This window comes from Rheinheimera sp. (assembly GCF_037442345.1).
Classification (GTDB): domain Bacteria; phylum Pseudomonadota; class Gammaproteobacteria; order Enterobacterales; family Alteromonadaceae; genus Pararheinheimera.
On the sequence record NZ_JBBIQL010000010.1, the window covers coordinates 1 to 13,213 of the forward strand.

Here is a 13,213-nt window from a genome sequence, read left to right on the forward strand (position 1 = left end):
TCGCTTTCGCTTCACCCCGTCGGCATGGCGCGCATTATAGGGAGTTTTTGAACTCGCGCAACAGGGAAATATAACTTTTTGGCGATTTCAGGATCGTTTGGCGGTTAAACCACCGATATGTATAGAATTGATACGGAAACTCCCTTTGTTCACAGCGATTTAGCAGTTGGCTGCTTAAGATCTAATCGCTAATATAAGAAAGCTATTTAATGCGTCTTTCTGATCTGACTGTTTTTATAATGACTTAGGGAATTGTTATGTGGACTAACTTACAACGCTCATTACCTTTTACACTGGCCTTAGCCATTCTGACGTATCTGATATTTTCTTTTCTGCCTGACCTGGGGTTAAACGCCGCCACCCTGGTTTCACTCGGTGTTGTGCTGGCCGGTGTGCTAATCCCTATTCTGGTGCAGACCAAAGGGGCTGAACTGGAAACCAGTCCAAACCGGCCGGCCGCTAAAACAAACTACCAGGGCGAAACCTCCACCTTATATGTAGGCAATTTACCTTATCGTGCCAACGAAGATGCAGTACGTGAACTATTCCAGAAATTTGGCGTCGTCGTAAATGTACGCCTGATGAAAGATCGTCAAACAGGCCGCCGCCGTGGTTTTGGCTTTGTTGAAGTGGCAGCAAAAGACGCTGCGAAGATGATCCAGAAACTGAATGATTTTGAGTTTCAGGAACGCACGTTAAAGGTCCGTGAAGCGAAAGAGCGTCAGGATCAGGACAACGACGAGACCGAAGAATAGGCTTGTTCTACTCCCGCCGGATTTGGCCAGCATTGGTGTTGGCCAAACCCTAACTCTGCCAAACGCCCCTGCTGGATCAAATCCAATTCGGCAGTACTGACAAAGACATCCACAACCCCATCTTCTGGCTGACTGAAACCAAACTGCAACTGAAGCTGCTTCACCCGCCGCGCAATAGCCTCGGCAGTATCAAACAGACGGACACTCTGTCCCAGACAAGCGCGGATTTCTTCCGTCAAAAAAGGGAAATGTGTACAACCCAGCACTAACGCGGCAACATTGCTTTGAGCTAGCGGAGTATCCAACAAAACCCGACGCACCTCGGCCGTCACATCACAGCGATACCAAACCTTCTGCTCAGCTAACAGCACCAACTCACTTGAAGCAATCAGTTGAACATCATTTTTTGGCGCAAACTCTGCGACCAGCTGTTCAATATAAGGGCCATTCACTGTGGCCTGTGTTGCCAACACCGCAAAGGGTTGAATGCCACAGTAGTGAGCTGCAGGTTTAATAGCTGGTACCACCCCAACAAAAGGCAGCGCAAACTGCTGGCGCAGATAGTCCACCGCCTGGGTAGTTGCGGTATTGCAGGCAATCAACACCAAATCCACCTTGTATTGTTCAAGCAAATGGTGGGTGAGTTGCTGCAAACGCTGACGGATAAAGAGTTCGCTTTTGGTACCATATGGCAGGTATTGATTGTCCATACAATAGATATACTGTGCAGGCACACTTTCCCGTACTGCATTCAGAATGGACAAACCACCGACCCCACTGTCAATTACACCAATTCGCATCTGAGACTACCTTTAGTAAGCAAGGGCCTATTCTGCCAGAGCAGTTGTAGCCGAAACAATCGAGTGATAAGGCCTATCTGTCGGGCCAGATGGACATTCGCAGAAAAGCCCTTAGAATAAGCCGCTTTTTTGGCCAGGAGAACAGCAGATGGCATTGGGACAAGTGTACCCGGAACTTTATGAACAACAGCTTGCAGAAAAAGCTGCCCAGACAACGGCATTGCTGTCTGGCTATGCCTTGCCAGCCCTGCAGTTGTTTCGTTCAGAACCCAGCCATTACCGGCAACGCGCCGAGTTCAGAATTTGGCACGAAGGCGACGACCTGTTCCACATCATGTTTGACCCAGAAACCAAACAAAAGCAGCGTATCGACTACTTCCCTGTCGCCAGTAAACGCATCGCCGACTTTATGCCCGTGTTGCTGGAGAAGCTCAAACAAAAACCAGAGCTGCGGCACAAGCTGTATCAGGTGGATTACCTCAGTACCTTAAGTGGCGAGTTACTGGTATCACTGATCTATAAAAAGCCATTGGCGGAAAACTGGGCAGAGCAGGCGGCTACATTGAAGCAGGAGCTGTCAGACTTTGCGCCCTTGGACTTTATTGGCCGCGCCCGCAAACAAAAAGTGCTGGTCGATCGTGATTTCGTGATGGAACAGCTGACTGTGCAGGGCCGCAAGCTGAGCTATCAACAGGTAGAAAACAGTTTTACCCAACCGAATGCCGGCGTAAACCAGCAGATGTTGGGTTGGGCTTGCGATATCGCCAAACAACTGGATGGTGATTTGCTGGAGTTGTATTGCGGCAACGGCAACTTTTCGTTGGCCCTGGCCCCTTACTTTCGTCAGGTGGTCGCTACAGAAATTTCCCGCAGTTCAATTAAATCGGCGCAACTGAATATTGAGCTGAATAAGGTAGCCAATCTGCAGGTACTGCAAATGTCTGCCGAAGATGTCAGCGCGGCGATGGCACAAGGGCAGGCGCTAAAACAGCTGGATTTATCGCATCTGCAGTTGAATACCATTCTGGTGGACCCGCCACGGGCCGGTCTGGATCCGGCCACTGAGCAGTTTGTTTCCCAGTTTCAAGACATTATTTACATTTCCTGTAACCCGGAGACACTGGCGCACAACCTGAAAACTCTGAGCCAGACTCACCATATTCAGGCCTTTGCCTTATTTGATCAGTTCCCTTACAGCCACCACATTGAATCCGGTGTCTGGCTGCGGAAAATCAGTCCTTAGCTTTGCGGCCATAGCTGGCTGCGCCATGAGCCAGCCAGCGCAGTTGCATAATAGTACGTTGGGTAATGTGGCGACGCTGTTCCGGGGTCGCGTCCAGCGCATCAGCGCCGGCATGAAACACTATGATGACCATCGCATCGGCCTGCACCTGCGCCATTTCCCCAGGGATAGCGGTTTCCTTTCGCAGGTAATCGGCCAACTCAGCCGAAAAATGATGGATCTCGCGAGCCACAGCGCTACGAAAGGCGGCAGAGGTGCCTGAACGTTCCCGCAGTAACAGACGGAAGCCATTGCTGTGACTCACCACAAACTCCATAAAGGTTTCAATGGAGGTGCGGATCACACTGCCGTTGTTTTCTATTTTATTGCGGGCCTGACGCAGTAACTGACGTAGCATCAAGCCGGCTTCGTCCACCAGGGTTAACCCTAACTCATCCATATCCGCAAAATGACGATAGAAAGAGGTTGGTGCAATCCCAGCCTCTCTGGCCACTTCACGCAGGCTCAGGCTGGAATAGGCTTTCTCTGGGCTAAGTTGCTGAAAAGCTGCATCTATAATTGCACGTCTGGTTTTTTCTTTTTGTTGTGCTCTGCTCACTGCCCGCTCCTTTTGCTGCGCTCACCATTTTAGCCCTTGACCCGCTTGCATTGCACGGCTAAATTGGCGAACAGTTGTAAGCTGAGTCAATCTGAATGAATAAACCACCTCTGATCTGGACCAACATTATTCTGTTTGCGTCTACCTTTTTAGTTTCCCTGATCCTGGTGCCCTGGTATGCCATTGCTGTAGGTTTCACCTGGACAGAAATTATTGCCACAGTGCTGTGCCTCGGTTATTGCGGTATATCTATTACCGCAGGTTATCACCGGCTCTGGGCGCATAAAACTTACGAGGCTCACCCTGTGTTGCAATGGATTTTCGCCATTGGTGGTGCTTTTGCACTGCAAAACAGCGCGCTGCACTGGTCTTCTGATCACAGGGTGCACCATAAGTTTGTCGATCAAAACGACAAAGATCCCTACTCCGCCCAACGCGGTTTCTGGTTCAGCCATATTGGCTGGATGCTGCGCGAATACCAAAGCCAAACCTATTCGGATTACAGCAACGCACGCGACCTGCAGAATAATAAGATTGTGATGTGGCAACACCGCAATTACCTGTGGCTCACCATACTGACCAATTTTGGTATTCCTCTGCTGTTGGGCGTGCTGACCGACAGTATCCTTGGCATGTTACTGAGTGTGGGTGTATTACGCCTGACGCTGAGCCACCATTTCACATTCTTTATTAACTCATTGGCTCATATTTGGGGTCGTCAGCCTTATACCGATCAAAACAGTGCCCGCGACAACGGCGTGCTGGCCTTTCTGACCTATGGCGAGGGTTACCATAACTTCCACCATATTTTTGAATACGATTACCGCAACGGCATCAAATGGTGGCAGTTTGACCCTACCAAGTGGCTGATTAAAAGCTGTTCCTATCTTGGCTTAACCCGCAACCTGAAAGTCTGCCCGCAAGAGCGCATTGAAAAAGCCAAAGCGCAAATGCAGTTAAAGCGCGCCCAATCCCAGGTACTGCACCTACCGGATGCCGAGCTGACGTTACAGAAGCTGCAGCAGGAGTACGATGTGTTGGTAGAAAAACTGCAGCTGTACTACGAAGCGAAAAAAACGCTGTTGCAACAAAAGAAACAGCAATTGACTGAACACTACGCTGGCTTTGATCTGCAACACCGGGTTGCCGAGCTGAAAGCCAACTGGCGCGCCCAACAGAAAAGGTGGCGACTGCTGACCACCCAACTTGTTTAACCTAAAAAAGGTGGCTCCAGCCGCCTTTTTTATCGCCGTTTTTCCGGAATTCTGCGTACACTAAGGCCATAGAAATCAACGGGGTAACACAGTGGCTAAAACAACTAAACCAGTTCAGTACGATTTTGACGCCATTATTATCGGCACAGGCCCGGGGGGTGAAGGGGCAGCGATGAATCTGGCGAAAAGCGGTAAACGCGTCGCCGTGATTGAGCGTTATGAAAAAGTGGGCGGGGGCTGCACCCATTGGGGCACTATCCCGTCAAAAGCATTACGCCACTCGGTCAGCCGTTTTATTGAATACAAAGAAAACCCCTTGTTTCAGATGGACGACCAGTCGTCCAACCTGACGTTTCCACAAATCCTGAAGCACGCCGCCGGCGTGATCCGCAAGCAGGTGCAACTGCGCAGCAGTTTTTATGAACGAAACCGGGTCAAAGTCATAGGCGGCATTGCATCTTTTGTTGATGCCAATCACTTACGCATTCAAACACCGGATGCTCCAGACCAAATTATCTCAGCGGAGTACATAGTACTGGCCACAGGTTCTCGCCCTTACCGACCCGAAAACGTTGATTTCAGTCACCCCCGCATTTTCGACAGTGATACTATTTTGTCACTGCAGGATGACCCGCGTCATATCATAATTTTTGGTGCTGGGGTGATAGGTTGTGAGTACGCCTCTATTTTCCGCGGTTTAGGGGTTCGGGTTGATTTGGTCAACACCCGGGACCGTCTGCTGGCTTTTATGGACACCGAAATCTCCGACGCTCTGAGCTACCATTTCTGGAACTCCGGTGTCACCATCCGCCACGGTGAAGAATTTGACCATATTGAAGGCTGTGAGGATGGCGTGATCCTGCACCTGCAATCCGGCAAAAAAATGAAAGCCGATTGCATTTTGTTTGCCAATGGCCGCACCGGAAACACCGATCTGCTCAACCTGTCTGCCGTTGGTCTGGTGGCTGACCGCCGCGGCCAGCTGAAAGTCAATGAGAACTACCAGACGGAAGTGCCGAATATTTATGCCGTAGGGGATGTCATTGGGTACCCCAGTCTGGCCAGTGCAGCTTATGATCAGGGCCGGATTGCTGGCAACTCGATTATTCATGGCCATTGCGACACCCGGTTGATTGACGACATTCCTGTCGGGATTTACACCATTCCGGAAATGAGTTCAGTCGGCAAGAATGAGCAGGAACTGACGGCAGCCCGTATTCCTTACGAAGTGGGTCGGGCCCAGTTTAAACACCTGGCCAGGGCGCAAATTGCCAATACCAGTGTCGGCAGCCTGAAAATTTTGTTTCACCGTGATACCAAAGAGATCCTGGGTATCCATTGTTTCGGCGAGCGCGCGGCGGAAATAGTACACATAGGTCAGGCCATTATGATGCAAAAGAACGGTGGCAATACCATCGAGTACTTTGTGCACACCACCTTTAACTACCCAACCATGGCCGAAGCGTATCGGGTCGCCGCAATGAACGGCTTAAACCGGCTGTTTTAACCCTGAGATCAACAAGGGGCCTTCCGGCCCCTTGATCTTTTTATTCTTCCAGAAGTGTGGCTTGCATATGATAAGCCGGGCTGAAGGTCTGCACTGCATCAATAAAGATACCCGCTTTTTCCGGGTCCACATCTGGCGTAATACCATGGCCCAGGTTAAACACATGACCAGTCCCCATACCGTAACCATCCAGAATGCCTTGAACTTCCTGGCGAATACGTTCAGGTGTACCAAGCAAAATGGCAGGGTCCATATTGCCCTGCAAGGCCACTTTATCCCCCACACGGGCACGCGCATGGCGAATGTCCATGGTCCAGTCCAAACCGACACCATCACAACCGGTCGCCGCAATGTCTTCCAGCCACAAACCACCATTTTTGGTAAATAAGGTAACTGGGACCTGGCGACCATCCGCATGGCGGGTTAAACCGGCTACAATTTGCTGCATATAACTTAACGAATACTCTCGGTAATCATGGGGTGTTAACACACCACCCCAAGTGTCAAAGATCATCACAGACTGAGCACCGGCAGCAATTTGAGCATTCAGGTACAGGATCACACTCTGCGTCAGCTTATCCAGCAGAATATGTACGGCCTCCGGCTCGGTATACATCAGCTTCTTTATTTTTGAGAAGGTTTTGCTGCTACCGCCTTCAAACATGTAAGTAGCGAGAGTCCAGGGGCTGCCGGAAAAGCCGATCAGAGGCACAGAACCATTGAGTTCGCGACGGATGGTGCGCACGGCGTCCATCACATATTTGAGTTCAACTTCCGGATCCGGCACAGGTAACTGCACCACATCCATAAAATCAGTCAATTGTTTGGTAAAACGCGGGCCTTCACCTTCACCAAAATACAGGCCCATACCCATCGCATCAGGAATAGTCAGAATGTCGCTAAATAAAATGGCTGCATCCAAGGGATAACGACGCAGCGGCTGCATCGTCACTTCACAAGCCAGTTCTGGATTTTTACACAAGGACATAAAATCGCCCGCCTGAGCACGGGTTGCACGATACTCTGGCAGATAACGCCCAGCCTGGCGCATCATCCAAATAGGAGTCCGATCCACAGGTTGTTTCAGTAAAGCCCTTAAATACCGATCATTTTTTAATTGCATCTGTTATCTGCCATCTTCTGAATTTTTGTTAGTTTATCACTGAAGTTTTTCTGATGACTATGTTTTCCCACAGCGTATTCAGTTTCGGTTAAAAAAAGCTGTTGCCTGCCCAAAATACATCTGTTATAAACTACTTGCGCTAGTAAAGAACAAGAAGAAAGAAACCTGTTTAAACAGGTCCGGGTAACGTAAGTTACACTCCACTTAAGCCACGATTTAGTGGCTTTTTTATTTTCTGCTATTGGCTTTGACCAGCTGTTGGATCACCCGCCCTGACAGGGTCGCTTCGCCTGGAACTTCCGGCAGCTTATCTAAATCAAACCAGTGCGCTTCTTCAATTTCATCCGGCTGACAACGCAATTCGCCCCCCTGATAATCGGCAATAAAAGCCGTCATCAGTGAATGTGGGAAAGGCCAGGGCTGGCTGCCCACATACTGCAGATTACCAATACGCACTCCGACTTCTTCTGCCACTTCACGTACAGCCGCTTGTTCCAGTGTCTCAGCCGATTCGACAAAGCCCGCCAAAATCGAAAAAAAGCCGCTTTTGTGCCGTGCCGAGCGCGCCAGTAACAATTGATTTTTCGAATTCACGACAGCAATCAATACACAAGGGTTGATCCGAGGATAACAACGATGGCCACACTTATGGCAGAGCGCTGCCAGCTCCCAGTTCACCAAGTGCATGCTGCTGCCACATTGACCACAAAATTTATGGGTTTGCAAAAACAGCGCCACCTGACTCGCTCTGGCCGCATGTTCAAAATGCGGCTCACCAAAGGCCAGAAACTGTCTGGCACTGTGCCAATGGTGTTCAGGTTCAGGCCTGTCTTGATACTGCAACAGGTAACATGGGGTCTGGTCAATTTCACCAATCTGGCACAGCATCTCGGTGCCATCCAGTTCCAGCCCCAACTGCTGCAGGCTCTGGGGTTGGGGCGGCTGTTCAGCATCCGGCAAATACAATTTTCCCTGAGAAACTACATACCAATATCCTGTTCTTGCTTTTGCATAAGGCAGGCTGTGGCGGATCATAGACACCTCGTTCACCATCCGTTTCGCTGCGCCATCATAGAACCAAACACTGGGCTGACCAATAAAAAAGTAGTTGATCTTTATTGCAGAATTCTTTTAATTAGAGGTTAACAGCAGTAAATTTTTGATCTGAGGGCTCAGATATGTTCACCCGCCTGGAAACAGCTCAACAAAAATGGGGTGGTCGTTTAACCGCTATCGACACCTGGCTTGACGACAGACAGCGCCTGATTGTCAGCTATTGCAAACTGGCCGCATTGCCTCCATTCGACAAAAAAAGCCAACAGTCTTTGCCTGCCAACTCTGAAGTTCAGGCATTTTGCCAGAAACTGATGGATTACCTGTCTGCCGGGCATTTTGAAATGTATGAACGCATCGTGTCCGAATGTGCAGTAAACGGCCATGACAGCCGCAAGCTGGCTGATGCTCTGACCCCCAAAATTTCTGCGTCCACTGATGTAGCCTTGGAATTCAATGACAAGTACGCTGAAGTGACTGACGATCAATGGACTGCAGCTTTTGATCAGGACTTGTCTGAATTGGGCCAGGTGCTGGTGGAACGTTTCGATTATGAGGATCAGCTGATCCAGACCCTGCATAACAAACACAGCGACGTGGTTTCTGCCTGATAATTCCCCTTCGTTTTGGCAGGCCAGTGTCCGCTGGTCTGCTGATTAAAAAAGTTCCACATTTCGTCGTTTTTTTCTGCAAAACATCTTGTCATTCAGTGAAATTGGAGTATGGTTAGTCACGTTGCCTCCGGTAACACGCTAAAAACAAGGACCAGCAGCAAGGACAGCAGCAGTGCGGTAGTACGCTTTAATGCAACATCAAAAATGATGCTATTGTGTTTCTTAACACAGCACGGATGAACCAGAAAGTATCAGGATGATCGCGAATAACAACCTCTATAGGGAAATTGCGCAACAATAACTGGATGCTTGCAAGACAGGGGGTCGGTCCCCGTCAGGATGACTTAAGCAGAATTCGTGTCTGACTAGACACTCTTCCTCAGAGGGCGGTACCATCAGGTATCGCCCTTTTTGTTTTCAGCTTATGTCAGTGCATTGCCCACTCTGTTTTCACCCCGACAGTTCTCTGTTTCATCAGGATAAAAAACGGCCGTATTGGCGTTGTCCGCAGTGCGCTCTGGTTTTTGTCGCTGCCACAGATCATTTATCCGCTGCAGCGGAAAAAGCACAGTACGACCTGCATCAGAATCATTGCGATGACCCTGGGTATCGCCAGTTTCTGAATCGTCTTGCGAAGCCTTTGCAACAGAAGTTGGGCCGCACTGGTTTGTCTGGTCTGGATTTTGGCTGCGGACCCGGTCCTTTACTGGCACAAATGTTGACCGAGCAGGGTCAAAGGATGGCCATCTGGGACCCCTACTTCGCACCGGACCCGGCGCCCCTGAACCAAAGCTACGATTTTATCAGCTGCTCTGAAGCCATTGAGCATTTTGCTGCACCGGCAAAGGAATGGCACTTATGGCAACGGCTGTTAAAACCAGCAGCAGTACTCGCCATTATGACCAAGCGCTATATCGATCTGAAAGGTTTCGCGAACTGGCATTATAAAAATGACCCGACCCATATCAGCTTTTTCCACGAAAAAACCTTCGAGTTTTTAGCCCAACGTGATGGTTTTACTGTGGAATTTCCGGCGCCGGATGTCGTTCTTTTACAAAAACAGAATTAACGGCCAGGGACTGGGCTTTTCGCAGTAAACTGGTTAAAATACGCGCCCTTTTTCAGAGGCAGACTTTATGACCCGGATTAAAAAAACCCGCACCTCAGGCCAGATTGGTGTCAGACACAAACCTGCGGCAGAAGCCCGACAGGATCGCACCCGTGCGCCTGAAACCAAAAAGAAAGGTTCGGGATTAAAATCCGGCAGCCGGCATTCACCACCCGCAGAGCAGAAAAACTCTCAAGGTTCAGGGAAAAAAGACCCACGCCACGGCAGCAAGACACCTATCCCACTGGTGTTGACTCAGGCTGAACAAAAGCTGATGGACAGCAAGAACCTGCAGCCCGTGGCACAGCTGAGCAAAGCCAAAGCCCCCGCCTTAAGCCCGGAGCAAGAGCTGGCTCAGATTGAAAACGATGCAACCTTGGCTGCACTGTTAGACCGTGTTGATCAGGGCGAAATTCTCAAAGGCAAAGAAGCCAAGTACTTTAACGCCAAAACGGCGCGCCACGCCGAACTCGTTGAGTTATTAGGACTGGACGACGAGGACGAGGAAGAAGAGCTCGACCCACTGGCTAAACTGGAACAAACCGATTGGCGCAAAGAAATTCTGGGTGAGGATTAACAGTTTTGACAACCGGATGGATTATTGCCTTTGGCCTGGCGACCTTACTGGTGGCGGGCTTAAGTTTGTACCTTGGCCGCTTATTGCGCTTGTTGCAGCAACAAAAGCAACAACAGCAAGCCGACGTACAGAAGAAAAATGCCTACCTGTTTGAAAGCATCGACCTGATCGCCCGGGCCATGCAAGAAGGTCAATGTGAATTGTCAGAAGGGGCTTTGCGGATTTGGGTCCTGCTGGATCATTTGCAGCTGGGGCAAAAACCCGAAGCCAGAACTCAGTATCCAGCCCTGTTTCAAATGTATGAAGTGGTCAAAGACATGCCAACCCATCAGGCACGTAAAGAGCGGGATAAAAAAGAAATCCGTCATCTGGACCATATCCGGCAACAGGCTGAAATTAATTTAAAAGATGCCATTCTGGCCGATGTCGGCACTCTGCTCGACTGGCTGAAAAAAGCCGCTTAAACAAGCGGCTTGTTCAATCCGGCTACAGCTGTTTATACACCTGACCCGCTTTCATCACAAAACTGACCTGGCCCATCAGGGCAGGTTCCTGCAAGGGGTCGCCCGGCACCGCAACCAAATCCGCCAGTTTCCCTGCGGTGACCGTGCCTAATTCGGCATCCGCCTTCAGCAGTTTTGCACTTTCAATAGTCGCGGCCCGAATGGCTTCGATCATCGGCATACCCGCTTCGGTCATATAAATAAACTCTTTCCAGTTATCTCCATGCGCTCCCACGCCAGAGTCGGTCCCAAAGGCAATTTTGACACCGGCTTTGTAGGCGTCCGCGAAAGTCTGCTGAATCTTCGGGCCAATGGCCAACGCTTTAGGCCGCACCAGTTCAGGGAAAAAGCCCGGAGTGACGGCCTTGTCAGCCGCCCATTTGCCGGCGCTGATGGTTGGTACGTAATAAGTGCCGTGTTTTTTCATCAGCGCCATGGTGTTTTTGTCCATCAGAGTGCCATGTTCGATGGAGTCGACTCCTGCCTTTATGGCTCGCTCCATGCCTTCTTTACCATGCGCATGCACAGCCACTGTCATGTCATAGTCTTTGGCCGTGCTAACCACTGCCTCTAACTCTGCTTGGGTAAACTGAGGGTTGGAGCCACTTTTCGCGACACTGAGCACACCGCCAGTGGCGGTCAGTTTAATCAGATCAGCCCCCTCTTTATACCGCTGCCGCACGGCTTTACGGGCTTCATCCGGCCCATTGATCACCCCTTCTTTGGCGCCAGGGTCGCCCATCAGAAAATAGGCCACCCCATTGCTTGGGTCTGCATGACCGCCAGTCGTTGCCAGCGATTTACCCGCAGTAAAAATACGCGGCCCCTTGACCAACCCCTGATGAATGGCTTTACGTAGCGCGGTGCTGATACGGTGGGTATCGCCCAACTCCCGCACTGTGGTAAAGCCCGCCATCAGGGTTTTTTCGGCAAAGGTGGCACCACGCAGTGCAAAGTCGGCTTCATTCATCGTGAAGTCTTCGCTGTAACTGCCTGGCCCCATTTGGGTAGAGAAGTGGGTATGCATATCCATCAGCCCAGGCATCAGGGTATGGTTTTTCAGATCGATCAGTGTATCTGCTGCACCTGCGGCCTGATAACCCTGTTTGACGGCACTGATTCTGTCGCCTTCCACCAGCACCGTGACCTGCTGCCTGACCTGATTGTCCTCGGCAGAAATCAGCCGTCCTGCATGGATCAGGGTCGCGGCCTGCGTTGGCCCGGCCAATACCGCCAGTGCCAGCACTGTTATTTGCGTCTTCATTGCTGTTCCTTGTTCTTGTTTTATAGGGTTCAGTTGACTATGAAGCAGGCCGTTTTTTTCCGCAACCTGTCATTGCTTCAACCGGAAGCTGAAGCCCCCAACAGGAACTTTTGCCCGCCAGAATATACAAAGAACTGCCCTGCCTGCTCCTCTGCCAAGTCAACCAACTGGTAATAACAGTTGCGACTGAATTTGGCAGTCAGACCCCGCCATAACTGCAGATAAGGTAAGAGCTGACCATTGGCCTGAGGCAACAGCTGCAGAGGGTATTCAGCGCTGATTAACATCTGATGCTGCAAATTGGTTGTCACCTGCAGCACCGGCCCTTGATCGGTATCCAGTGAAGCCAGCTCTGTGATAACAAAAGCCGCATCCTCCACCTGGATCCGCACTTTTTCGACCGGCGTCAGCAGAAAATACTGTTGGTCGCGGCACAGCAGCACCGACGCAAAGAGCCGGACCAGGGCCTCGCGTTCAATCACCGACCCCTGATACCACCAGCGGCCATCGGCAGCGATCCGCAGGGGCAAATCACCACAAAAAGGTGGGTCCCACAGCTCCAGCGGAGCCAGATTGGGTTGTTGCAGTTGCTGCTGCAGCAGGTTGAGGTTCATAGAAAAAATACAGGTGAAAAGGACCAGAGATGAAAAAAGAGTAACACAGCTAAAGGGGAAGTGGGGTGACTGATGGGGCTCGAACCCACGACAACCGGAATCACAATCCGGGACTCTACCAACTGAGCTACAGTCACCGCAGAGGCGCGCATTCTAGCGAATCACTCTGTTTATGCAACTGTTTTTTATCATGTGCAGCGTGCTGTTAAGCCTGTTCAGGCTTGGGCCAGCCGGACCGCT

Annotated in this window: 14 protein-coding genes and 1 tRNA gene; 8 read left to right on the forward strand and 7 right to left on the reverse strand. The window is 50.5% G+C overall.

Annotated elements, in window-relative coordinates:
• The first annotated feature begins 257 nt into the window (after positions 1 to 257).
• Positions 258 to 755: an RNA-binding protein gene (locus tag WKJ04_RS07285; protein WP_337879822.1), complete on the forward strand. Its 498-nt coding sequence runs from the start codon at positions 258 to 260 to the stop codon at positions 753 to 755.
• Here the strand turns inward: WKJ04_RS07285 and murI are convergent.
• Positions 728 to 1,555, reverse strand: a complete 828-nt coding sequence (murI, locus tag WKJ04_RS07290; protein WP_337879823.1) for a glutamate racemase — start codon at positions 1,553 to 1,555, stop codon at positions 728 to 730. The genes WKJ04_RS07285 and murI overlap by 28 nt on opposite strands.
• A 148-nt stretch (positions 1,556 to 1,703) precedes the next feature.
• Between murI and trmA the strand changes: the two genes are divergently transcribed.
• Entirely contained in the window at positions 1,704 to 2,798 is a 1,095-nt protein-coding gene (trmA, locus tag WKJ04_RS07295; RefSeq protein WP_337879824.1) for a tRNA (uridine(54)-C5)-methyltransferase TrmA, read from the forward strand.
• On the opposite strand, the gene fabR is transcribed toward trmA, so the two are convergent.
• Positions 2,788 to 3,396, reverse strand: coding sequence for an HTH-type transcriptional repressor FabR (gene fabR / locus WKJ04_RS07300; RefSeq protein ID WP_337879825.1), 609 nt, complete (start codon positions 3,394 to 3,396; stop codon positions 2,788 to 2,790). The genes trmA and fabR overlap by 11 nt on opposite strands.
• A 95-nt stretch (positions 3,397 to 3,491) precedes the next feature.
• Here fabR and WKJ04_RS07305 point away from each other — a divergent pair, with 95 nt between their 5' ends.
• Complete coding sequence (locus tag WKJ04_RS07305; protein ID WP_337879826.1) at positions 3,492 to 4,610, forward strand: fatty acid desaturase; 1,119 nt, start codon at positions 3,492 to 3,494, stop codon at positions 4,608 to 4,610.
• Between the two features lie 91 nt (positions 4,611 to 4,701).
• The gene (gene sthA, locus WKJ04_RS07310) at positions 4,702 to 6,117 is read left to right on the forward strand and encodes a Si-specific NAD(P)(+) transhydrogenase (protein WP_337879827.1); all 1,416 of its coding nucleotides are present in this window, start codon (positions 4,702 to 4,704) and stop codon (positions 6,115 to 6,117) included.
• Positions 6,118 to 6,157: 40 nt separating this feature from the next.
• Here the strand turns inward: sthA and hemE are convergent, their stop codons facing one another.
• Together hemE and nudC are read right to left on the reverse strand one after the other, a co-directional pair.
• Positions 6,158 to 7,240 carry a uroporphyrinogen decarboxylase gene (hemE, locus tag WKJ04_RS07315; RefSeq protein ID WP_337842344.1) on the reverse strand — a complete coding sequence of 361 codons (1,083 nt, stop codon included), beginning with the start codon at positions 7,238 to 7,240 and terminating at the stop codon, positions 6,158 to 6,160.
• A gap of 228 nt (positions 7,241 to 7,468) precedes the next feature.
• The gene (gene nudC, locus WKJ04_RS07320) at positions 7,469 to 8,290 is read right to left on the reverse strand and encodes an NAD(+) diphosphatase (RefSeq protein WP_337879828.1); all 822 of its coding nucleotides are present in this window, start codon (positions 8,288 to 8,290) and stop codon (positions 7,469 to 7,471) included.
• Positions 8,291 to 8,418: 128 nt separating this feature from the next.
• Here nudC and rsd point away from each other — a divergent pair, with 128 nt between their 5' ends.
• From rsd to WKJ04_RS07340, 4 genes are all read left to right on the forward strand, one after another.
• Positions 8,419 to 8,904 (forward strand): sigma D regulator, encoded by a 486-nt coding sequence (gene rsd / locus WKJ04_RS07325; RefSeq protein ID WP_337879829.1) that lies wholly within the window; start codon positions 8,419 to 8,421, stop codon positions 8,902 to 8,904.
• 427 nt (positions 8,905 to 9,331) lie between these two features.
• Entirely contained in the window at positions 9,332 to 9,976 is a 645-nt protein-coding gene (locus tag WKJ04_RS07330) for a class I SAM-dependent methyltransferase (protein ID WP_337879830.1), read from the forward strand.
• Positions 9,977 to 10,043: 67 nt separating this feature from the next.
• Positions 10,044 to 10,592, forward strand: coding sequence for a Der GTPase-activating protein YihI (yihI, locus tag WKJ04_RS07335; protein ID WP_337879831.1), 549 nt, complete (start codon positions 10,044 to 10,046; stop codon positions 10,590 to 10,592).
• Between the two features lie 5 nt (positions 10,593 to 10,597).
• On the forward strand, positions 10,598 to 11,056 hold the full coding sequence (locus WKJ04_RS07340) for a DUF2489 domain-containing protein (RefSeq protein ID WP_337879832.1): 459 nt from the start codon (positions 10,598 to 10,600) through the stop codon (positions 11,054 to 11,056).
• Between the two features lie 22 nt (positions 11,057 to 11,078).
• Here the strand turns inward: WKJ04_RS07340 and WKJ04_RS07345 are convergent, their stop codons facing one another.
• The 3 genes from WKJ04_RS07345 to WKJ04_RS07355 form a co-directional block, all read right to left on the reverse strand.
• Positions 11,079 to 12,359 carry an amidohydrolase family protein gene (locus WKJ04_RS07345; protein WP_337879833.1) on the reverse strand — a complete coding sequence of 427 codons (1,281 nt, stop codon included), beginning with the start codon at positions 12,357 to 12,359 and terminating at the stop codon, positions 11,079 to 11,081.
• 77 nt (positions 12,360 to 12,436) lie between these two features.
• Positions 12,437 to 12,973 (reverse strand): DUF1285 domain-containing protein, encoded by a 537-nt coding sequence (locus WKJ04_RS07350; protein ID WP_337879834.1) that lies wholly within the window; start codon positions 12,971 to 12,973, stop codon positions 12,437 to 12,439.
• A 61-nt stretch (positions 12,974 to 13,034) separates the two neighbouring features.
• Positions 13,035 to 13,110: transfer RNA gene (locus WKJ04_RS07355), tRNA-His, on the reverse strand.
• Between the last annotated feature and the right edge of the window lie 103 nt (positions 13,111 to 13,213).

Coding starts and splice junctions, on each gene's coding strand:
- WKJ04_RS07285 (WP_337879822.1), top strand. CDS start 258: ATGTGGACTAACTTACAACGCTCATTACCTTTTACACTGGCCTTAGCC.
- murI (WP_337879823.1), bottom strand. CDS start 1,555: ATGCGAATTGGTGTAATTGACAGTGGGGTCGGTGGTTTGTCCATTCTG.
- trmA (WP_337879824.1), top strand. CDS start 1,704: ATGGCATTGGGACAAGTGTACCCGGAACTTTATGAACAACAGCTTGCA.
- WKJ04_RS07305 (WP_337879826.1), top strand. CDS start 3,492: ATGAATAAACCACCTCTGATCTGGACCAACATTATTCTGTTTGCGTCT.
- hemE (WP_337842344.1), bottom strand. CDS start 7,240: ATGCAATTAAAAAATGATCGGTATTTAAGGGCTTTACTGAAACAACCT.
- rsd (WP_337879829.1), top strand. CDS start 8,419: ATGTTCACCCGCCTGGAAACAGCTCAACAAAAATGGGGTGGTCGTTTA.
- WKJ04_RS07330 (WP_337879830.1), top strand. CDS start 9,332: ATGTCAGTGCATTGCCCACTCTGTTTTCACCCCGACAGTTCTCTGTTT.
- yihI (WP_337879831.1), top strand. CDS start 10,044: ATGACCCGGATTAAAAAAACCCGCACCTCAGGCCAGATTGGTGTCAGA.
- WKJ04_RS07345 (WP_337879833.1), bottom strand. CDS start 12,359: ATGAAGACGCAAATAACAGTGCTGGCACTGGCGGTATTGGCCGGGCCA.
- WKJ04_RS07350 (WP_337879834.1), bottom strand. CDS start 12,973: ATGAACCTCAACCTGCTGCAGCAGCAACTGCAACAACCCAATCTGGCT.